The sequence below is a fragment of the Streptomyces sp. JNUCC 64 genome, from assembly GCF_054484115.1.
Genome location: NZ_CM137015.1, coordinates 6,639,049 through 6,658,655 on the forward strand (window position 1 = coordinate 6,639,049; position 19,607 = coordinate 6,658,655).

15 protein-coding genes and 1 riboswitch are annotated in these 19,607 nt (G+C 76.7%); of the genes, 5 read left to right on the plus strand and 10 right to left on the minus strand.

What is annotated here, in order from left to right:
* Nucleotides 1–52: 52 nt before the first annotated feature.
* Together ACVWNX_RS27360 and ACVWNX_RS27365 are read left to right on the plus strand one after the other, a co-directional pair.
* On the plus strand, nucleotides 53–1,144 hold the full coding sequence (locus tag ACVWNX_RS27360) for an amidohydrolase family protein (RefSeq protein WP_454410804.1): 1,092 nt from the start codon (nucleotides 53–55) through the stop codon (nucleotides 1,142–1,144).
* Nucleotides 1,145–1,493: 349 nt separating this feature from the next.
* Nucleotides 1,494–2,447 carry an SCO1860 family LAETG-anchored protein gene (locus tag ACVWNX_RS27365; RefSeq protein WP_454410806.1) on the plus strand — a complete coding sequence of 318 codons (954 nt, stop codon included), beginning with the start codon at nucleotides 1,494–1,496 and terminating at the stop codon, nucleotides 2,445–2,447.
* A gap of 652 nt (nucleotides 2,448–3,099) precedes the next feature.
* On the opposite strand, the gene cobC is transcribed toward ACVWNX_RS27365, so the two are convergent.
* Both cobC and ACVWNX_RS27375 read right to left on the minus strand, forming a co-directional pair.
* Nucleotides 3,100–4,149, minus strand: coding sequence for an Rv2231c family pyridoxal phosphate-dependent protein CobC (gene cobC / locus ACVWNX_RS27370; protein WP_454414964.1), 1,050 nt, complete (start codon nucleotides 4,147–4,149; stop codon nucleotides 3,100–3,102).
* A gap of 749 nt (nucleotides 4,150–4,898) precedes the next feature.
* Nucleotides 4,899–5,324: a cobalamin biosynthesis protein gene (locus ACVWNX_RS27375; protein ID WP_454410808.1), complete on the minus strand. Its 426-nt coding sequence runs from the start codon at nucleotides 5,322–5,324 to the stop codon at nucleotides 4,899–4,901.
* Nucleotides 5,325–5,443: 119 nt separating this feature from the next.
* On the opposite strand from ACVWNX_RS27375, the gene ACVWNX_RS27380 reads away from it, so the two are divergent.
* Entirely contained in the window at nucleotides 5,444–6,172 is a 729-nt protein-coding gene (locus ACVWNX_RS27380) for a ZIP family metal transporter (protein WP_454410809.1), read from the plus strand.
* 128 nt (nucleotides 6,173–6,300) lie between these two features.
* Here the strand turns inward: ACVWNX_RS27380 and ACVWNX_RS27385 are convergent, their stop codons facing one another.
* From ACVWNX_RS27385 to ACVWNX_RS27420, 8 genes are all read right to left on the minus strand, one after another.
* Nucleotides 6,301–7,812 carry a cobyrinate a,c-diamide synthase gene (locus tag ACVWNX_RS27385; protein WP_454410811.1) on the minus strand — a complete coding sequence of 504 codons (1,512 nt, stop codon included), beginning with the start codon at nucleotides 7,810–7,812 and terminating at the stop codon, nucleotides 6,301–6,303.
* Nucleotides 7,813–7,900: 88 nt separating this feature from the next.
* On the minus strand, nucleotides 7,901–8,527 hold the full coding sequence (cobO, locus tag ACVWNX_RS27390; RefSeq protein WP_454410813.1) for a cob(I)yrinic acid a,c-diamide adenosyltransferase: 627 nt from the start codon (nucleotides 8,525–8,527) through the stop codon (nucleotides 7,901–7,903).
* Nucleotides 8,527–10,671, minus strand: a complete 2,145-nt coding sequence (locus tag ACVWNX_RS27395) for a putative cobaltochelatase (RefSeq protein WP_454410815.1) — start codon at nucleotides 10,669–10,671, stop codon at nucleotides 8,527–8,529. The genes cobO and ACVWNX_RS27395 overlap by 1 nt, the downstream gene beginning before the upstream one ends.
* Nucleotides 10,668–10,907 (minus strand): hypothetical protein, encoded by a 240-nt coding sequence (locus ACVWNX_RS27400; protein WP_454410817.1) that lies wholly within the window; start codon nucleotides 10,905–10,907, stop codon nucleotides 10,668–10,670. Before ACVWNX_RS27400 ends, ACVWNX_RS27395 begins: the two co-directional genes overlap by 4 nt.
* A gap of 119 nt (nucleotides 10,908–11,026) precedes the next feature.
* Entirely contained in the window at nucleotides 11,027–12,568 is a 1,542-nt protein-coding gene (locus tag ACVWNX_RS27405; RefSeq protein WP_454410819.1) for a cobyric acid synthase, read from the minus strand.
* Between the two features lie 2 nt (nucleotides 12,569–12,570).
* A complete protein-coding gene (locus tag ACVWNX_RS27410) occupies nucleotides 12,571–13,605 on the minus strand; it encodes a cobalamin biosynthesis protein (RefSeq protein WP_454410821.1) in 1,035 nt (344 codons plus the stop codon).
* Between the two features lie 121 nt (nucleotides 13,606–13,726).
* Nucleotides 13,727–13,920, minus strand: a riboswitch (cobalamin riboswitch).
* 209 nt (nucleotides 13,921–14,129) lie between these two features.
* Nucleotides 14,130–14,366, minus strand: coding sequence for a hypothetical protein (locus ACVWNX_RS27415; RefSeq protein WP_454410822.1), 237 nt, complete (start codon nucleotides 14,364–14,366; stop codon nucleotides 14,130–14,132).
* A gap of 9 nt (nucleotides 14,367–14,375) precedes the next feature.
* Nucleotides 14,376–15,641, minus strand: coding sequence for an inorganic phosphate transporter (locus ACVWNX_RS27420; protein ID WP_454410824.1), 1,266 nt, complete (start codon nucleotides 15,639–15,641; stop codon nucleotides 14,376–14,378).
* Nucleotides 15,642–16,697: 1,056 nt separating this feature from the next.
* On the opposite strand from ACVWNX_RS27420, the gene ACVWNX_RS27425 reads away from it, so the two are divergent.
* Both ACVWNX_RS27425 and ACVWNX_RS27430 read left to right on the plus strand, forming a co-directional pair.
* Nucleotides 16,698–17,834 carry an alpha/beta hydrolase family protein gene (locus tag ACVWNX_RS27425; protein ID WP_454410826.1) on the plus strand — a complete coding sequence of 379 codons (1,137 nt, stop codon included), beginning with the start codon at nucleotides 16,698–16,700 and terminating at the stop codon, nucleotides 17,832–17,834.
* 274 nt (nucleotides 17,835–18,108) lie between these two features.
* The gene (locus ACVWNX_RS27430; RefSeq protein WP_454410828.1) at nucleotides 18,109–19,593 is read left to right on the plus strand and encodes a hypothetical protein; all 1,485 of its coding nucleotides are present in this window, start codon (nucleotides 18,109–18,111) and stop codon (nucleotides 19,591–19,593) included.
* The last annotated feature ends 14 nt before the right edge of the window (nucleotides 19,594–19,607 follow it).

Consider the following 19,607-nt stretch of genomic DNA (forward strand, 5'->3'; position numbering starts at 1 on the left):
CCACGGAGAGACGGAGAGACCGGGGCGTGACGTCAGGACCTAGGGTGCGGGTATGACGGATCACACGGTGCTGCACGTGACGGGGCGGGTGCTGGTGGGGCCCGAGGACGTCCGGGACGAGCTGTGGGCGGTCGGCGGCCGGATCACCTACGAACGGCCCGTCACCGCGCGCGAGGTCGTGACCGTCCGGGGCTGGGCGCTGCCCGGACTGGTGGACGCCCACTGCCACGTCGGGCTCGACGCCCACGGCCCGGTGCCCGCCGCCACCGCCGAGGCGCAGGCGCTCACCGACCGCGACGCCGGGACCCTGCTGATCCGGGACGCGGGCTCCCCCTCCGACACCCGCTGGATCGACGACCGCGAGGACCTGCCCAGGATCATCCGCGCGGGCCGCCACATCGCCCGCACCCGCCGCTACATCCGCGACTACGCCCATGAGATCGAACCCGCCGACCTCGTCGCCTACGTGGCGCGCGAGGCCCGGCGCGGGGACGGCTGGGTCAAACTCGTGGGGGACTGGATCGACCGCGAGGCGGGCGACCTCACGGCCTGCTGGCCGCGCGACGCGGTCGGGGCGGCGATCGCCGAGGCCCACCGGCTGGGCGCCCGGGTCACCGCCCACTGCTTCGCCGAGGACTCGCTGCGGGACCTGGTGGAGGCGGGCATCGACTGTGTGGAGCACGCCACGGGGCTCACCGAGGAGACCATCCCGCTGTTCGCGGAGCGCGGCGTCGCCATCGTGCCCACCCTCGTCAACATCGCCACCTTCCCCCGGCTCGCGGACGGCGGCGAGGCCCGGTTCCCCCGCTGGTCGGCCCATATGCGACGGCTGCACGCCCGGCGGTACGACACCGTCCGGGCCGCCCATGACGCGGGGGTGCCGGTCTTCGTGGGGACGGACGCGGGCGGTTCGCTGGCGCACGGACTCGTCGCCGCCGAGGTCGCGGAACTCGTCACCGCCGGGATCCCGCCGCTCACCGCGCTCTCCGCCACCACCTGGGGCGCCCGCGCCTGGCTCGGCCGCCCCGGGCTGACCGAGGGCGCCCCCGCCGACCTCGTGGTGTACGGGGACGACCCCCGGGCCGACGTCCGGGTGCTCGCCGCACCCCGACGGGTGGTGCTGCGCGGCCGGATCGTCGGCTGAACCGATCGTCCGACCCCGTCCGGCACGGTGTTGACGTGACGTCACCCGGCGGCGCGAGGGCGCTCCACGGGGGTGACGGCGCGCGCCGCCGGGGGGCGCGCCCGGGCGGCGGCGCTCCCCGTCCGACCGGTGTCCGGGTGACGGAAGTGAACGTCCGTGCCCGGTCATTCAAACAAGATGGCGAAAACCCCCCTTTGGGGTGAACTCACGCCAGGTTGCCGTCCGTTCACTCTCGGTGCGTAAGGATTCACTCCAACGGCGCGGTCGCCGCCCGTCCCGGTCCCCGGGGCGGCGTCCCGGGCGACCCGTCGTTCTCGTTCCGAACGTCTCTCGTGGGGGTCCCACCACCGTGATCAGCAACGCCTTCCGCCTGCCCGCGCGCCGTCTCGGCGTGACCGCCGCCGCCACCGCACTGGCCGCCGCGCCCACGGTCCTCGCGGGCGCGACCACCGCGCACGCCACCGGTGGCACCGGCGGGGCGAGCGCCGTCGTCCTGCGCACCGGGCTCGACGTCTCCCTGCTCGACAAGACCGTGAACGTCCCGCTCAAGGTCTCCCTGAACGAGGTCCAGGCACCCGCCAGCGCCGACAAGACCGCGCTCACCACCCGGCTCGACGGGGTCGGGGGCGGACAGCCGTTCACCGTGCTGCGCGCCGACGTCGCCCAGGCCCGGGCCACCGTGGACGAGAAGCGCGCCGAGGGGTCCACCCGGCTCGTGCGGGCCAAGGTCAACCTCCCCGGACTGCCGCTGGTCTCCCTCATCGAGGCCGAGCAGGTCACCGCCAAGGCGCTCTGCGCGGTGGGACGGCGACCGGTCGCCGAGTCCAACGTCCTCGGGCGGGTCACCGTGCTCGGCAAGCGGGTCACCCTCACCGCCGGGGGCACCACCCGGGTCGAGGTCCCGGGGGTCGGAGAGGTCCGGCTCGACCTCTCCCAGCGGTCCACCACCAGCCGGACGGCCGCCGCGACCGCCCTGGAACTGAAGGTCGCGGTCAACCCGTTGAAGCTGAACGTCTCCGAGGTGAACGGAACGGTCACCCTCGCCGGGGCCACGTGCCGGACGCCCGCCGCGCCCGCCGTGGCCGAGCCCCCGGCCGAGCCCTCCGCCCCGGCCGAGCGCCCGGAGGAGAAGCCCGGGGAGAAGCCCGAGGAGGGCACCAAGCCGCAGACCGGGCCCGGGGAGAACCTCGCGGAGACCGGTGGCAGCTCCGCCACCCCCTACCTCGCCGGGGGCGCCGCCCTGCTGCTGGCCGGGGGCGCGGGCGCGCTCTACCTCACCCGCCGGGCCCGTCGCCAGCCCTGACGGACGCCCGCTCCGGCCTCGCCGTCCCCGTCCGGCCTGACGTTCATCCCGGCTGCGGGCGTCCGGTCCCGGCGCCCATCGGGCCGACGCCCGCCCGGTCCCGGTGCTCGCCGGTCCCGGTGGTCGTCCTCCGGCTCCGGACCGATGCGGTCGTCGCCCGGGGGACCACGTCACCCACCGGCCCTTCGTCAGCACCCGCCGGGTACTGACGCTCCCGGCCCGGGTCCGGTGGCCGTCCTCCGGGCCCGGTCGCCCGCCGGACCCGTCGTCCACCCGGTTGCCCGGCCACCGGACCGCGCCCCACCGGGCGGTCCGGTGGCCGGGGCGGCCGGGCCCGGGCCCGGCCACCGATCCGTTCGGGGGACGGCCCGGCCCGCCGGGGCGGAGCGCGCAGCCGGGCGACGGCACCGCCGTAGGGCGGATCAGCGGTCGCGTCACCCACGTCACCTGTGCCGCCCACGTCACTCGTGCCGCCCGCGCAACCCGGGTCACCCGTGCCGCCCGGGCATCGGGTCCGTATCCCGGGCGGACCGGGCGGACCAGGTGGACCGGGTGGCGCGCGGCCCGCAGCCCGCGCCTTCGCCCGCCGCCCAACCGTCCCCTTCCCCGTTCGGCCGGTCCGCCGTCCCAGCCGGGTCGGCGGACCGGCTGATCAGCCGGTCCGCCCTCCTGCGTCAGGTTCCAGCGCACGTTCCAGCGCCTTGAGGAAGAGCGCGGTGGTCCCGCCGTCCCGGACCGCCACCCGCAGCCACTCCGGCCCCAGCCCGGGGAAGGTGTCCCCACGCCGTACCGCGAACCCGGACTCCCGTAGCCGGGCCCGCACCCCGAGCCCGTCGGCCACCCGGAACAGTACGAACGGCGCCCGCGCCACCCCGTGCACCCGCACCCCCGCCGGAGCCAGCCGCTCCAGCCCGGCGAGCAGCAGCTCCCGGTCCGCGCCGACCTCCACGGCGAACCGCTCCGCCTCCGCGAGGGCCCGCTCCGACACGCACGCCTCCACCGCCACCAGCCCCGGCGACGACACTGGCCACAGCGGCTGGGCCCGCTCCAGCCGCCGCACGGTCTCCGCCCCGGCCACCACGTACCCCACCCGTAGCCCGGCCAGCCCCCAGGTCTTCGTCAGGCTCCGCAGCACCACCAGCCCGGGGGCGTCCCGCCCCGCGAGGGCCTCCCGCTCCCCGGGCACCGCGTCGATGAACGCCTCGTCCACGACCAGCGTCCGCCCCGGCCGGGCCAGCCGCAGCAACTCGTCCGCCGGGTGCAGCACCGACGTCGGATTGGTCGGGTTGCCGACCACCACGAGGTCCGCGTCCTCCGGCACCGCCTCCGCCCTCAGCCGGAAGCCGTCCGCCGGGCTCAGCAGCACCCGCTCCACCCGGTGCCCCGCGTCCCGCAGCGCCGCCTCCGGCTCGGTGAACTGGGGGTGCACCACCACCGCCCGGCGCGGCGACAGCGTCCGCGCGAGCAGCACGAACGCCTCGGCGGCCCCCGAGGTGAGCAGTACCCGCCCCGGGTCCACCCCGTGCCGCGCCGCCACCGCCGCCCGGGCCGCCCGGCCGTCGGGATAGGCGGCCAGGGAGGCCAGCGAGTCGACGAGCCGCGCCCGCAGCCAGCCGGGCGGCGTCCCCGTGCGGACGTTCACCGCGAGGTCCGTCAGCGCCCGTCCGTCGTCCCGCACCTCCGCGTCCCCGTGATGACGCAGGTCGTACCCGGCGGAGCCGCCGGTGCCGTCCGGGCTTCCAGGCGGGCTCGCGGCCGTGCTCCCGGTCGTGGTCCCGTCCGCGCTCGCGCTTCCCAGCTGGCTCGTGGCCGTGGTCCCGGGCGGGCTCGCGGTCGTGCTTCCGGGCGCGGTGGACGCGGCCCCGCTCACGTCCGGGCGCGCCGCCCGGGGGACACCGTCGGGCACCGCGCCCGGGGCGCCGCCGGACGGTCCCGGGACGGCGCCCGCAGCCTCCGGGACGGTGGCCGCCGTCCCGGGGAGGTCCGTCCCCCCGTCCGCCGTCGTCACCTCGGTCACCTCAGTGGACATCCGTGCTCCCGCCCGCCACCGGCGACCCCACGGTCACCGGCGCCTCGTCATCTCCGTCATCCCACGCTGGCCCCCGGGCCTTGCGGCGGCCCCTCGGGGCCGCGCTTCGGCCGCGACCGCCGCAACACCGCGCCCAGGCCGCGACCGTCGCAACACCGCGCCCGTGCCGCAACACCGCGCCCGTGCCGTGACCGCCGCGCCACGCCACGAGCCGCGCCCGTCCGCGACCGGGAGCACCGCAGCGCCCGGCCGTATCGCCGTGTCCCGCCCTACCGCAGCGCCCCGCCGTACCGCCGAGGGCCCGGCCGACCGCCGGACCCGTCGCGCTCACCCGTGTCCGGCGCGCTCAGGCGCGTCCGTCGCGCGCGGGCACGTCCGTCATGCTCACACGTGTCCATGGGGGGCGGTCGACCCGGGGCCCGTCACCGGGGCGAGTGCCGGTCACCGTGCCGGGCCAGCGCGCAGGTCGCCCGCGCGGGGCGGGCCCCGGTCCCCGCCGACGTCCGCTTGGGGACCAGCAGCGTGCCGCCCCCGTACAGCGCGGCGGCCTCCGCCACCGAGGAGGTCCCCACCGCCGTCCGCACCGCGTCCGACGGATGCGGCACCGGCACCCCGGCCAGCTCCCCGGCGGAGTACGTCCGCAGTTCCACCCCCAGCAGCGCGGCGGCCCCGGTGATCCCGGGCTCACCGGCCCGGCGGTCGACCGTCGCCAGGGCGGTCAGCGCGGACGGGTCCACCCCGGCCTCCGCCAGCACGCCCCGCACCAGCGCCACCACCTCCTCCCGGCCGACCCCGCGCGAGGCGCCCACCCCGGCGATCACCCCGGCCGGGACGGACGGCGGCGTCATCCGCGCTCCCCGGCCCGGAGACGGGAGCCCCCCGACCACCGGAGGCGGTGGGGGCGGCGGTCGGGTGACCGGCGGGGCGGGTGCGTGCGCCGCGCCCGCCCATCCGCTAGCAAGGGGGCATGGCCGTGCTGGTGGCGCTGGGATCGTTCGTGATGACGCTCGTCGGGGGCTGGGCGGCGCAACGGGTCGTCGACCGCAGACACCTGGTGCTCGGCTTCGCGGGCGGACTGATGCTCGGCGTCGTCGGCTTCGACCTGCTGCCCGAGGCGCTGGAGGGCGTGACCACGTCCGTGCACGGGGTGCCGGTGGCGCTGCTGCTGTTCGTCGGCGGGTTCCTCACCGCCCACGTCGGGGAACGCCTCCTCGCCCTGCGCCAGGCCGAGCACGGCGCCCACGACCCGGGCCACGTGCCGCGCGCCGGACTCGGCGCCGGAGCGGCCATGGTGGCGCACAGCCTCGCCGACGGGATCGCCATCGGCGCGTCGTTCCAGGTGGACACCACGATGGGGGTGAGCGTCGCGATCGCCGTCATCACCCATGACTTCGCGGACGGCTTCAACACCTACACCGTCACCAGCGCCTACGGGAACGACCGGCGCAAGGCCCTCGCCATGCTGCTGGCGGACGCGGTCGCCCCCGTCGCCGGAGCCGCCTCCACCCTGCTGTTCACCATCCCGGCGGACACCCTCGCCGGGTACCTCGCCTTCTTCGGCGGGGTCCTGCTGTACATCGCGGCGGCCGAGATCCTCCCCGAGGCCAGCCACCGCCACCCCGCCCGCACGACCCTGCTGTGCACGGTCGCCGGGGCGGGCCTGATGTGGCTGGTCATCGGCTCCGCCGCGCACTGACCCGGCCGCTCCCCTCCCGGGGGGCCGGGTCCCCGCCGGTCTCCGCGCCGGGAGCCAGGTCCCCGCCACTCCGGCCCCCGCCGCTCCAGACCCCGGCGCCGTCGCCCCGGGGTCCGGGGGCCCGCCGCTCAGGGCGCGTCCGTCCGGGCGCCCCCGGACGACCGCCCGGCCTCGGCGGCGGCCCCGACCGGCTCCCCGTCGGCCCCGGCAGCCCCGGCCGACGGCACCCTCGCAGCAGCCCCAGCAGCCGTCCCCGCGGTCCCGGCCGCCCCCGCCTCGGCCCAGGCGGCGCAGTGCGCCACGAACCGTCCGGCGACGCCAGGTTCGGCGGCCCAGTGGGTGTGCAGATAGCTCGCGTGCACCCCGTCGAGCACGAACCCCTCGACCCGGGGCGCCGGAGTGCGCAGCCCCCAGGCGGGGACGGCCCCGGCGCCCGGCTCCAGCACCGTCCGGTGGAACTCGTGGCCCCGCAGCCGGGTCCCCGTCACCGCCAGCGGGCTGTCGGAGACGGCCACCGCCTCCCGGTAGCCGAGGGTGAGCCGTCCCGACATCCGGGCGTCCCCCGGCACCACCCCGCACATCGGCCGCCCGTCCAGCGAGCGCGCCAGGTACAGCAGCCCGGCGCACTCGGCGGCCACCGGGGCGCCCGCCCCGGCCAGCGCGGCGACCTCCGCCCGCAGCGTCTCGTTCGCGGCCAGTTCGCCCACGTACATCTCGGGGAAACCGCCGCCGATCACCAGGCCCGCCGTGCCCTCGGGCAGCCGCTCGTCGCGCAGCGGGTCGAAGACGACGACCTCGGCGCCCGCCGAGGACAGCAGCTCCGGGTGCTCCGCGTACAGGAACGAGAACGCCGCGCCGCCCGCCACCGCGACCACCGGGCGGCGCCGCCCGTCGGGCACGGCCGGGGGCACCACGGACGGGTCCCACGGGGTGACGTCCAGCGGGGGAGCGGTCCGGGCGAGGGCCAGCAGGGCGTCCAGGTCGCAGCTCCGGCGCACGGTCTCCGCCATCGCCTCGACCGCCGCCGTGGCGTCCCGGTGCCGCTCCGCGACCGGCACCAGACCCAGGTGCCGGGACGGGGTGGTCACGCCCTCCGCGCGGCGCAGCGCGCCCAGCACCGGCATGCCCGCCTCCTCCAGGGCGTCCCGCAGCAGTTCCTCGTGCCGGTCGGAGCCGACCTTGTTGAGGATCACCCCGCCGATCCGCACCTGGGGGTCGAAGGACGCGAAGCCGTGCACCAGCGCTGCCACCGACCGGGACTGCGAGGAGGCGTCCACCACCAGCACCACCGGCGCCCGCAGCACCTTCGCCACCTGCGCCGTGGACGCCAGCTCGCCCTGCCCGGAGGCACCGTCGTAGAGGCCCATCACGCCCTCCACGACCGCGAGGTCGGCGCCGCGCGCGCCGTGCGCGAAGAGCGGGCCGACCCGCTCCGGGCCGCACATGTACGCGTCCAGGTTGCGCCCGGGGCGGCCGGTGGCGAGGGCGTGGTACCCGGGGTCGATGTAGTCGGGCCCCACCTTGTGCGGGGAGACCGTCAGCCCGCGCGCGCTGAACGCCGCCATCAGTCCGGTGGTCACGGTGGTCTTGCCGGTGCCCGACGCGGGCGCGGCGACGACCAGCCTGGGTACGGAGGTCACGGGCGTCTCCCCGTCGCCGACCCCGGACCCGGACCCGGGAGGGACCCGGCCACCGGGAGGGCCCCGGGAAGGGCCCGGGGCGGCCGCGTCACCATTCGATGCCCCGCTGACCCTTCTGGCCCGCGTCCATCGGGTGCTTCACCTTCGACATGTCGGTGACCAGGTCCGCGAACTCCACCAGCTCGGCGGGGGCGTTGCGCCCGGTGATCACCACGTGCTGGTTGCCGGGACGGTCCCGCAGCACCGCGACCACCTCGGCCACGTCGATCCACCCCCAGTGCAGCGGATAGGCGAACTCGTCCAGCACGTACAGCTTGTAGGTCTCGGCGGCGAGGTCGCGCTTGATCTGCTCCCAGCCCTCCCGGGCCTTCGCCGCGTTCACCTCGTTGGGGTCGGCGCCCTCGACGGCGCTGGACGGCGTCCGCTGGATCCACGACCAGCCCTCGCCCATCTTGTGCCAGTCCACGGTGCCGCCTTCGCCGCTGGCGCCCAGCACCCGCAGCGCGTTCTCCTCGCCGACCTTCCACTTCGCCGACTTGACGAACTGGAACACCCCGATCGGCCAGCCCTGGTTCCAGGCCCGCAGCGCCATTCCGAACGCCGCCGTGGACTTCCCCTTGCCGACGCCCGTGTGCACCATCACCAGCGGCCGGTTGCGGCGCTGACGCGTGGTGAGCCCGTCCTCCGGTACGACGGACGGCTGTCCCTGTGGCATTACGCGACCCTTCCCCGGGCGCCCTCGGCGCCCCGTACGTCCTTGACCAGTCCCGCGAGCGCGTCGGCCCGCAGCTCCTCCAGCGTCACCGGCGTCCCGCCGAGGTCGACGGCCAGCCGCCCCGCGAGCCCCAGCCGCACCGGACCCGACTCGCAGTCCACCACCACCGAGGCGACCCCGTCCGCCGCCAGCAGCCGCGCCGCGCGCGCCGCCCGGCCGACCGGCTCCACCCCGCCGGTCGCCCGGCCGTCGGTGACCACGACGAGTAGCGCCCGTCGCGCCGGGTCCCGCAGCCGCTCCACCCGCAGCACCTCGCGGGCCCGCAGCAGCCCCGCCGCCAGCGGGGTCCGGCCGCCGGTCGCCAGCGAGCCCAGCCGGGCCGCCGCCGTGTCCACCGACGAGGTCGGCGGCAGCGCGAGCGCGGCCTCCGCGCCCCGGAAGGTCACCAACCCGACCTTGTCCCGCCGCTGGTAGGCGTCGAGCAGCAGCGACAGCACGGCGCCCTTGACGGCGCTCATCCGCCGCCGGGCCGCCATCGAACCCGAGGCGTCCACCGCGAACAGCACCAGATTGCCCTCCCGGCCCTCCCGGGTGGCCTGCCGCAGATCGTCCCGGCGCACCACCAGCCCGGGGCCCGACCGGCCGCGCGCCCGCTGGTGCGGGGCGGCGGCCCGGACGGTCGCCGAGAGGTGCAGCGAGGTCAGGGCGCCCCGGGGACGGCGGTCCCCGGTGGTCCGGCCGTGCTCGGTGCGCGCCCGGGAACGGCGCCCGGCCGCGCCCTCGCCGAGCCCGGGCACGGTCAGCGTCCGGGTGCGGAAGGGTTCGCCGGCGGCCGTCGCGGGGCGCTCGGGGGCCACGCCCACCGGCTGTCCCTCGGGGGCCTCCGGGGCGTCGGCGTCGTCGGTGGGCCGGGCCGGGGGCTCCTGCTCGGGCGCGTTCCGGGGCGGGGGCGGGGCGCCGGGACCGTCGTCCGGACCGCTTCCGCCCGGGCCGCCGGGGCCGTCCGGATCGGGGTCAGGCTCGTCCCCGTCCTCAGGGCCCGCCGCGTCGTCCGGGCCCGCCGCGTCGTCCGGGTCCGGGGCGTCCTGCTCCCCGGACGGTCCGGCCGGGGGCTCGGGCTCCGGCTCGTCGTCGGGGCCGAACCCGTCCAGCACCCGGTCCAGCTTCTCCTCGTCCAGTCCCGGCGCGTCGAACGGGTTGCGGCGCCTGCGGTGCGGCAGCGCGAGCAGGGCCGCCCGCCGGACGTCCTCGGTGCGGACGTCCGTCCGGCCCGCCCACGCGGCCAGCGCCGTCGCGGTGCGCGCCATCACGATGTCCGCGCGCATGCCGTCCACCTCGAAGGCCGCGCAGACCGCCGCGATCCGCAGCAGCGCGCCGTCCCCGAGCCGTACCGAGGGCAGCAGGGCGCGGGCCGCCGAGATCCGCTCCCGCAGCGCCGCCTCCTCACCGGCCCAGCGCTCCGCGAAGCCCCCGGGGGCGTCGTCGTACGCGAGGCGCCGCTTGACGACCTCGACCCGGCGCGCGGGCTCCCGGTCCGCCGTCACCTCGACGGTCAGCCCGAACCGGTCCAGCAGCTGCGGCCGCAGCTCGCCCTCCTCCGGGTTCATCGTGCCGACCAGCAGGAACCGCGCCGCGTGCCGCACGGAGACGCCCTCGCGCTCCACGTACGAGGCGCCCATCGCCGCCGCGTCCAGCAGCAGGTCCACCAAGTGGTCGTGGAGGAGGTTGACCTCGTCCACGTAGAGGATGCCGCGGTGGGCGTCGGCCAGCAGTCCCGGCTCGAACGCCTTCACCCCGTCGGTGAGGGCCCGTTCGATGTCCAGCGAGCCGACCAGCCGGTCCTCGGAGGCGCCGACCGGCAGTTCCACCATCCGCGCCGGCCGCCGGGCCGCCGGGCCCACCTCGTGGGGGCCGTCCGGGCAGCCCGGGTCGGGCGCGTCGGGCGCGCAGGAGAAGCGGCAGCCGGTGACCGTCGCGACCTCCGGCAGCAGCGAGGCGAGGGCCCGGACCGCGGTGCTCTTCGCGGTGCCCTTCTCGCCGCGCACCAGGACGCCGCCGACGGCGGGCGACACCGCGTTCAGCAGCAGTGCCAGCCGGAGGTCGTCCTGACCGACGATGGCGGTGAATGGATACGGGGTGGTCACCCGTGGCCCTCCCTGTCGTTGCGGCCCGCGCGGGGCGTGGACGGTACTGGGGTCGTGATGTGCGGGTCGTGCGTGAGGTGCGTGTCGTGCGGGTCGTACGTGGCGCCCGTGCCGTGGGCGGTACCCGTGCCGTGCGTGGCGCTCATGACGCGGGTGGCGCCCGCGTTGTGTGTGGTACCCGCGCCGTGCGTGGCGCTCATGAGGCGAGCGGTGCCGGTGCCGTGTGCGGCGTTCATGACGCGAGCGGCTCCCGTGCCGTGCGTGACGGGGACGACGCCGACGCGCGGTCGGCCCGTACGGGCGGGTCCGGGGCCGGTGGGTCCGGAGGCCGCGGGCCCCGCCACCGGGGCGGCCGTCACGGCGCGCCCGGCGGGACGAACGGCAGCCCCGGCGGCGGACCCGAGGCGATCAGCGCGCCCAGCGCGTCGGTGTCGGTGTGCTCCTCGATCAGATCGGCGAGCCGGTCGAGCTGTTCCTCGCGCAGCGCCGCGAACGAGGTGTCCGGCGCCGGGACGAACCGGCGCCCCGCCGCCGCCGCGACCTCCCGCAGGAACGCCCGCCGGAAGCCGTCCGACTCCAGCGAACCGTGCCAGTGGGTGCCCCACACCGCGCCCACCCGGCAGCCGTCCAGGAACGGTTCGCCCCCGAGGACGTCGGCCACCCCGTGGTGGATCTCGTACCCCTCGACCCGCTCGCCCAGCGCCGCGCCGGACGGCCGGGCCAGGGTCTTCTCCCGGGCGAACCGCACCCGCACCGGCAGCAGACCGAGGCCGTCGACGGTGCCCGCCCGGGACTCCACCTCGTCCTCGATCCGCTCGCCCAGCGCCTGGAAGCCGCCGCAGATCCCGAGGACGGGACGGCCTTCGGCGGCCCGGCGGCGCAGCACCCCGGCGAGCCCCCGCTCCTCCAGCCAGCGCAGCGCGCCCACGGTGCCCCGGGTGCCCGGGACGACCACCAGGTCCGCGTCGGCGGTCTCCTCCGGACGGTCCACGAAGCGGACCACCACCCCCGGTTCGGCGGCCAGCGCGTCCACGTCCGTGAAGTTCGACATCAGCGGCACCGCGCACACCGCGACCCGCAGCACCTCCGCGCCCACCGGGGGAGCGGCCGGGGCCCCGCGGACCGTGCCGTGCGTGGAGACCCGCAGCCCGTCCTCCTCGTCGATGCCGAGCCCGTGCCGGAACGGCAGCACCCCGTAGGTGGGGCGGCCGGTCAGCCCGCGCAGCATCTCCAGTCCGGGCTCCAGCAGCGAGACGTCGCCCCGGAACTTGTTCACCAGGTAACCCGCCACCAGCGCCTGGTCCTCGGGGGCCAGCAGTGCCGTCGTCCCGAAGAAGGACGCGAACACCCCGCCCCGGTCGATGTCCCCGACCACCAGCACCGGCAGCCGGGCGGCCCGGGCCACGCCCATGTTGACGATGTCCGTGCGCCGCAGATTGATCTCGGCCGGGCTGCCCGCGCCCTCGCAGACCACCACGTCGTGGGTGGCGCGCAGCTCCTCCAGGCACTCCACGACCGTGCCGAGCAGCGCCCGCCGCCCGCCGGGCACCGGGCGGCCGTCGTCGGGGCCGCCGCGCGTGCCGAAGAAGCCGCGCGCGCTCATCTCCCCGACCGGACGGCCCATCAGCACCACCTGGCTGGTGCGGTCCCCGCCGGGCTTCAGCAGCACCGGGTTCATCAGCGCGCTGGGCTCCACCCGGGCGGCCTGCGCCTGCATCGCCTGGGCCCGGCCGATCTCGGCGCCGTCCCGGGTGACGAAGGAGTTGAGGGACATGTTCTGCCCCTTGAACGGCGCCACCTTGACGCCCTGGCGCGCCAGCCACCGGCAGATCCCGGCGGTCACCACGCTCTTGCCCGCGTCGGACGTCGTCCCCGCGACCAGCAGTCCGCCCCGCACCCCTACCGACCCCTTCCGATGACGGTGGCCGCGGCCTTCGCGGCCCCACCGCTCCCGGCCGCCGTGGCGGCGGCCGTGGCGACGGCCCCGGCGCGCCGGGCGGCGCGGACCGAGAGCGCCCCGCGTCCGGCCGCGCACACCGCCAGGGCCAGCCAGCCGACCCGCCGGGACAGCCGTACCGCGCGCTCCACGTCCGCCACCGCCACGGCACGGCCGCCCCCGTTGAGGACCGGCCGGTGCTCCACCCGTCCGGCGTAGGAGAGGGTGCCGCCGAGCCGGACGCCGAGCGCCCCGGCGAACGCGCTCTCCGCGACGCCCGCGTTGGGACTCGGATGGCTCCCCGCGTCGGCGCGCCAGGTCCGCGCGGCGGACCCCGGGGCACCCCCGGCGAGCACCGCGAGGGCGCCGGTGAGCCGGGCCCCCGGCCAGCCCATGACGTCGTCGAGACGGGCCGAGGCCCAGCCGAACCGGCGGTGGCGCGGCGACTTGTGGCCGACCATCGCGTCCAGGGTGTTGACGGCGCGGAAGCCCACCAGCCCGGGGACCCCGCCGATCGCCCCCCACACCAGCGCGCCGACCACGGCGTCGGAGGTGTTCTCCGCGACGGACTCGACGACCGCGCGGGCGATGCCGTCGGCGTCCAGCGCCTCGGGGTCGCGGCCGCACAGATGGGGCAGCCGCCGCCGGGCGGCCGTCAGATCGTCCGCCGCGAGCGCCTCGCCGATGACACGGGCCTCCCGGCCCAGACTGGTCCCGCCGACGACGGCCCAGGTGGCGGCGGCGGTCAGCGCCACCGAGGCGGCGCGCGAGGGCGCCACGGCGCGCGCGGCCAGCGCGGCTGCGCCCGCCGCGCCCCCGGCACACAACAGGGTGTGCACGGTGCCCCAGCCCCGGTGGTCGCGCCACAACAGGTGTTCGACGGCGCCCGCGGCACGACCGAAGGCGGCGACCGGGTGGCCCCGTCGGGGGTCACCGAACAGGAGGTCGCCGATCAGTCCGGCGGTGGCGCCGTACGCGAAGGTTCGCCCGGCCCGCATCGGCTCAGCCCGCCCGGCCCCGGGGGACGCGTGGACGGTGGAGGGGTCCCGCGCACCGGCGCTCGGGACCGGGAGACGGGCGCCCCGGCATCGCTGTGTCCTCACTCAGGGTCCGCGCCCTGGGTCGACGGAAACGACGGCGAGAGTCTCCTGGCTCCCCGGATCGGCGCCGCCCCCGGTCTTCCAGCCGTGCGGCCGTGACGTTCGGTGTGGGGGAGGCTCCCCGGTGACAGTGGCGGGACCGCGCCGGATTCGCACCGGCTTCCTCTGCTGCCGCCGTAATGGCCCCGGCAGTCCACCACGCCCCGAGAACACCCGTCAACCGGGCGCTGACCTGCGGCGGCGCGGTGTGTGAAGCCCCACATGCGGCCGGGAACCCGGTCCGGCCACCGGCCCCGGGCGGCCGGGCACCGGCTCTTGGGGGTACGGGCGGGTCCGTCGGCCCCGTACGACCGACGGCCCGGTGGGTCACCGTCCTGGGAACGGTGACCCACCGGGCCGTCGGGGAAAACGCGGTCCTGACGTCAGGCGACGATCAGGTAGATGCCGTAGGCGACGGCGGCGACGCACAGGGCGAAGCAGGCGTACGCGCCGGTGACCGCGAGGGCCGCCGAGCCGTTCTTGGCGCCGCCCTCCCCGGCGAGCGCGGTCTCCCGCTTGGAGAGGCCCACGATCCCGAGGGTGAACAGGCCCACGAGAGCCACCGTGACCACGAGGCTGACCCCGAACACGGAGCCGAGTGCTACCCAGTCGATTTTCATGGAGGTTCCTTACACCTTGGCGGTCCGCGGGGCGGACTCCGTCGAGGGGCCGTTCTCCGCCGGGACGGTCGCCGTGAGGTCGCCCGTGGCGGTGGTGGTGTCCCCGACCGGACCGGCGGGGGGCGGGGTCACCGCGGCGATGGCGGTGGTGACGACGCCCGCGGGCTCGTCCGTGTCCACGTCGTTGACGTTGGTGTGGTCGACGACCTCGCGGCGGGAGATGATCCAGATCGCGGTCGATCCGCCGATCAGCAGGGCGCCGGTCGCGATGACGCCCCAGGTGCCCTGCTTGGTGAGCAGTTCGGCGAGGGCGCCGACGACGGCCGCCGCGGGCAGGGTCAGACCCCAGGCGACGAACATCCGGGTGGCGGTCGACCAGCGGACGACCCCGCCCTTGCGGCCGAGGCCCGCGCCCATCACGGCACCGGAGCAGGACTGCGTGGTGGAGAGCGAGAAGCCCAGGTGCGAGGAGGCCAGGATGACCGTCGCGGCACTGGTCTGGGCGGCGAAGCCCTGCGGGGGCTGGAGGTCCGTGAGGCCCTTGCCCATGGTGCGGATGATGCGCCAGCCGCCGAGGTAGGTGCCGAGCGCGATGGCGATGCCGGCCGAGGCGATGACCCAGAAGGGCGGGTTCGACCCGGGCACCAGCACGCCACCGGTGACCAGCGCCAGGGTGATGACACCCATGGTCTTCTGTGCGTCGTTGGTGCCGTGCGCCAGGGAGACCAGACCGGCCGAGGAGATCTGGCCGATGCGGTAGCCCTTGGAGGTCGCCTTGTCGTCGGCCTTGGCGCCGATCTTGTAGGTGAGGCGGGTCGCGAGCATCGCGGCCACACCGGCCACCAGGGGCGCGGCGACGGCGGGGATCAGGACCTTGGTGACGACGGTCGAACCGTTCACCGAGTCCCAGCCGGCCGACATGACCGCGGCACCGATGAGGCCGCCGAAGAGGGCGTGGGAGGAGCTGGAGGGCAGACCCAGGAGCCAGGTCAGCAGATTCCAGAGGATGGCGCCGACGAGCGCCGCGAAGATCACTTCAGGTGAGATGCCGTCCTCATTGATCATGCCGCCGGAGATCGTCTTGGCGACCTCGACCGAGAGGAAGGCACCGACCAGGTTGAGCACGGCGGACATGGCCACCGCCGTCTTGGGCTTCATTGCGCCTGTCGAGATGGTCGTCGCCATCGCGTTGGCTGTGTCGTGGAAACCGTTCGTGAAATCGAACACGAGAGCGGTGACGATCACGATTCCGAGGAGGAGCGTGATGTTTTCCATTTACCCAGGCTTCTGTTGGACGTCAGTGGCGGTTGGAACGTAGGCAACCTGAGTGAACGGAAGATGAACTGAGGCAGGCATCGCGGTGACCCGATCTGGAGCAGGGCGGTTCCGCATGTCGCGGCCGGGTCGCCGGAGGGCTTCACGGGCCCGAAACGGAGGGGTTCCGGCGGTTCCGGTACAAGCGGTTGCCATGCCGTACCGGAGGTCCGTTCACCACCTCATCCGACTGTACGACGCTCTTCCCGTTCAGCGAACCAACTGTCCTCTTTGTCACGTTTGAGTAAGGAACGTCACCCGCCCGGCGGTCCCGTACGGGCGGAGGCGCCCCTCGCGGCGCCCGGCACCGGGGCTCCGCGGCCCCGGCCGGGCCGGAACGCGGCGCGGTGCCGTCACGACGCCGTCACGGTGCGAAGCGGAATCCGTCCGCCCGCCGTTCCGGACCGCCGAAACCCCATCCGGACCGGGGCCCCCGCGCGCCGCCTCCGCCCACCCCGGCACACCCGTTCCCCGGCCCGCCCGCCGCCCGCTCCGCCGGCCCGTTCACCTCTCCGTTCCGGGCCGTTCACCGTGGGTCCGGGCCCGGGGGACGGAAGGTGAACGGCCCGCAACGGACGGGCTCCCCGGACCGTCCGCTCCCGGAAGCCCGGAAGCCCGGAAGCCCGGAAGCCCGGAAGCCCGGAAGCCCGGAAGCCCGGAAGCCCGGAAGCCCGGAAGCCCGGAAGCCCGGAAGCCCGGAAGCCCGGAAGCCGCGAACGGCGAACGGCGAACGGCGAACGGCGAACGGCGAACGATCAACGGTGAACGGTGAACGGCGAACGGGAACCCGGAAAGGGCGAATGGGAACCCGGGGGCGGGGAACGAACGGCGCCCGGGAGCGAGCGGCACGGTCCCGCTCCCTCCGGAACGGACGGCGGGAGCGAACGGCGAACGGACGCCTCCGAACCCGCGCCGCGCGCCCCGGCGGCGGCCGGGAGTGCACCGCCCAGGTGAACCACCACGCCCGCCGTGGCGCCCCGCTGGCCCCGCCCCCACCCCGCCCCGACACTGGACACCGTGCGTACCGCCCATGTCGCGGCGGCGGCCGTCACCGCTGCCGCCGCCACCGCGACCACCGCCCTGCTCTCCCTGGCCGCGGGCCGCCTCGCCAGCGACACCGCCCTGCGGCCCCGGCCGGGACGGCCGTTCCCGGGGGACCCGGCGCTCACCGTCCACGCCGTCACCGACGACCACGTCACCCTGACCCGCGACCTCGCCAGCCTCCGCCCCGGCACCTACGGGCTGGCGGGCGACCGGGTGCACGCGGTGGTCGGCCCGGTGGTGCCCGAAGCGCCGCACACCGCCGACACGGTCGTGCGGCGGCTGGAACGCGTCACCCTCGGCGCCCTGACCCCGGGCGCCCGGGTCCGGCTGACCCCCCAGGTCCACGTGGGCGACCCGGGCACCGCCCTCGGCCTCGACCACACCGACGTCACCGTCCCCGGCGAGGTCGGTGTGCTGCCCGCCTGGGTGGTCCCGGCGGCCCGCGACACCTGGGTCGTCGCGGCGCACGGCCTGGGCACCACCCGGGAGCACCCGATGGTCGTCATGGACTTCCTGCACCGCCGCCGGTTCCCCGTGCTGTCCCTCGCCTACCGGGGCGACCCCGGCGCGCCCCGCGCGGCCGACCGCCTCGGCCACCTGGGCGAGACCGAGTGGCGGGACCTGGACGCGGCCATGCGCCACGCCGTCGACCACGGCGCCCGCCGTCTGGTCCTGTACGGCTGGTCCACCGGCGCCACGATGGCGCTGCGGGCCGCCGCCCGTTCCCCGCTCCGCGGCCACGTCGTGGGGCTGGTCCTGGACTCCCCGGTCCTCGACTGGGAGGTCACCGTCCGCGCCCTCGCCGCCGCCCGCCACGTGCCCCACGCCCTGCTCCCGCTGGCGGTGCGCGCCGCCGAGGGCCGCGCCGGACTGCCCCCGGGCGAGGCCCGCGCGGGCACCGACCCGGGCGAACTGGACGTCCCGGCGCTGGTGGTGCACGGCCCGGACGACGCGATCGCCCCCTGGGGCCCCTCCCGTGCCCTCGCCCGCGCCCGTCCCGACCTGGTCACCCTGCACACCGTGCCGGACGCCCCGCACGGCGCGATGTGGAACGTGGACCCGGCGGGCTACGAGGAGGCCCTGCGCCGCTTCCTCACCCCCCTCGGCTGACCCTCCCGCCCCACGATCCGTCCGGTCGCCCCGTCCCCGCCCGGCCCACTCTCCCCAACAGCCCCCCTGAGCGCCCCCGTCACCCCACACCCTCCCCGCCCCCCTGTGACGACGGTCCCTCCGCTCACACCCCGTCCGTGCCGGGCGTCCCCCTCCCCGGGGGCCTCCGCTTGTTCTCTCTCGAACGCGGGACCCACCACCGAGCAGACGTTCGCCAGCTCCTCGCGCGCCATTCCGTTTGGGTTTTCGGACCGTCAACCGGAAGACTGCACCCGTGACGTCCCGTACCCCGCGCGACTCCAGGCTCCGACTCGTCCGTCCGCGCTCTCTGAGCGCCACCGCCCCCGCGGCCGGTGAACGGCGTTCCCGCCGTCCCGCCCCGAGGCCCCCCGAGGGCACCCCAGCCCCCTGGGAACTGGCCCGCACCGCCCGTACCGGCCTCGCGGGCGCCGTACGGATCGCGCGCTGGGCCGACACCGCGCTGTCTCCCGCGCCCGGCCCCGGGGACGACGACCGCCCCGCCCCCCGGGCCGTTCCCGACCCGGCCGCCGCGCCCCCGGAACACACCCTCGCCACCACCCCCGGCGGCGGGGGCACCCTCTCCACGGCGACCGCCGAACGCGCCGCCGCCGAGCTGGGGCTGACCCCGGACCAGGTCCGCGCCGACTGGGACACCGCCCGGCTGGCCGGACTGGTCGAGGTGCACGGCGACTCCGCCCGCCCCGGCTGGCGGCTGCGCGCCTGGGACCGCGACGACACCGCCGTGCTGCGCGGCTGGGTCGCCCTCTTCGACGCCTGGTCGCTCGCCCACCCCGCGCCCGCCGGACCCGACGCCACGGCCGTCGGCGAGGTCGTCGAGGCGATGCCGCAGGTGCTCTCCTTCCTCCAGCTGTCCGCCGGGCCCGTCCCGGTGCCGCAACTGCTGGACCTGCTGGAACAGCGCGTCACCGAACTGCGCACCGAACGCTGCGAGATCCCCTACGACGCCGGGACCGGGACCGTGGTGCCGGAGCGGCCCCGGGAGCTGGCCCCGCCGGTGGTCTCCGCGCTGCTGGACTGGGCCCTCGGTGCCCTCACCGCCGTCGGCGCCCTCACCTGCGCCGACGGCCAGGCGACCCTGACCCCGCTGGGCAGTTGGGCCGTGTGGGTCAAGCTGGAGCAGATCTGCGTGGCCGCCCAGAGCACCGCCGGGGGCAACATCGAGCACTCCGCCGAGGCGATGCTGCGCGGCTGCGCCCGGCTGCGGCCCAGCGAGGCCCGCGCCGAGTACCGCGCCTGGCTCGCCGCCCGCACCGTCTCCAGCGCCGTCACCGAACTGATCGCCGCCGCCCGGGGCGAGGACGCCCTGCTGCGGGGGCTCGCCTTCGACGCGCTGCGGGTGGTCGGCGCCCCCGCCGAGTCGGAGGTCCGGCTGGTCCGGGACGAACCGTCGCTGCGCCCCTACGCCCTGCTGTGGCTCGCCGAGATAGAGGGCGTGGACCCCGAGGACGCGCACACCGTGCTGACCCGCGCCGAGGAGGTCTGGCTCTGGGTGGACACGGCGGCGGCCGTCGCCGACCACGGCGAGACCCAGCTGCTCGTGCGCCATCTGGAGTCCGCGCCCCAGCCCACCGTCCCGGCGCTGCTGGACGACATCCGGGGCGTGGGCCACCCCCGCACCGTCCAGGTGCTCGTCGCGCTCGCCGCCGCCCACCCCGACCCGGCGCTCGCCAAGGCGGTCCGCAGGGCGGCGTTCCAGGTGCACACCGGAGGCGGCTGACCGTCCCCCCCCGG

Excerpts from the sequence above, each read along its gene's own strand:
- ACVWNX_RS27410 (WP_454410821.1), bottom strand. The coding sequence starts at position 13,605 with ATGCGGGCCGGGCGAACCTTCGCGTACGGCGCCACCGCCGGACTGATC.
- ACVWNX_RS27415 (WP_454410822.1), bottom strand. The coding sequence starts at position 14,366 with ATGAAAATCGACTGGGTAGCACTCGGCTCCGTGTTCGGGGTCAGCCTC.
- ACVWNX_RS27360 (WP_454410804.1), top strand. The coding sequence starts at position 53 with ATGACGGATCACACGGTGCTGCACGTGACGGGGCGGGTGCTGGTGGGG.
- ACVWNX_RS27375 (WP_454410808.1), bottom strand. The coding sequence starts at position 5,324 with ATGACGCCGCCGTCCGTCCCGGCCGGGGTGATCGCCGGGGTGGGCGCC.
- ACVWNX_RS27420 (WP_454410824.1), bottom strand. The coding sequence starts at position 15,641 with ATGGAAAACATCACGCTCCTCCTCGGAATCGTGATCGTCACCGCTCTC.
- ACVWNX_RS27400 (WP_454410817.1), bottom strand. The coding sequence starts at position 10,907 with ATGAACGCCGCACACGGCACCGGCACCGCTCGCCTCATGAGCGCCACG.
- ACVWNX_RS27380 (WP_454410809.1), top strand. The coding sequence starts at position 5,444 with ATGGCCGTGCTGGTGGCGCTGGGATCGTTCGTGATGACGCTCGTCGGG.
- cobO (WP_454410813.1), bottom strand. The coding sequence starts at position 8,527 with ATGCCACAGGGACAGCCGTCCGTCGTACCGGAGGACGGGCTCACCACG.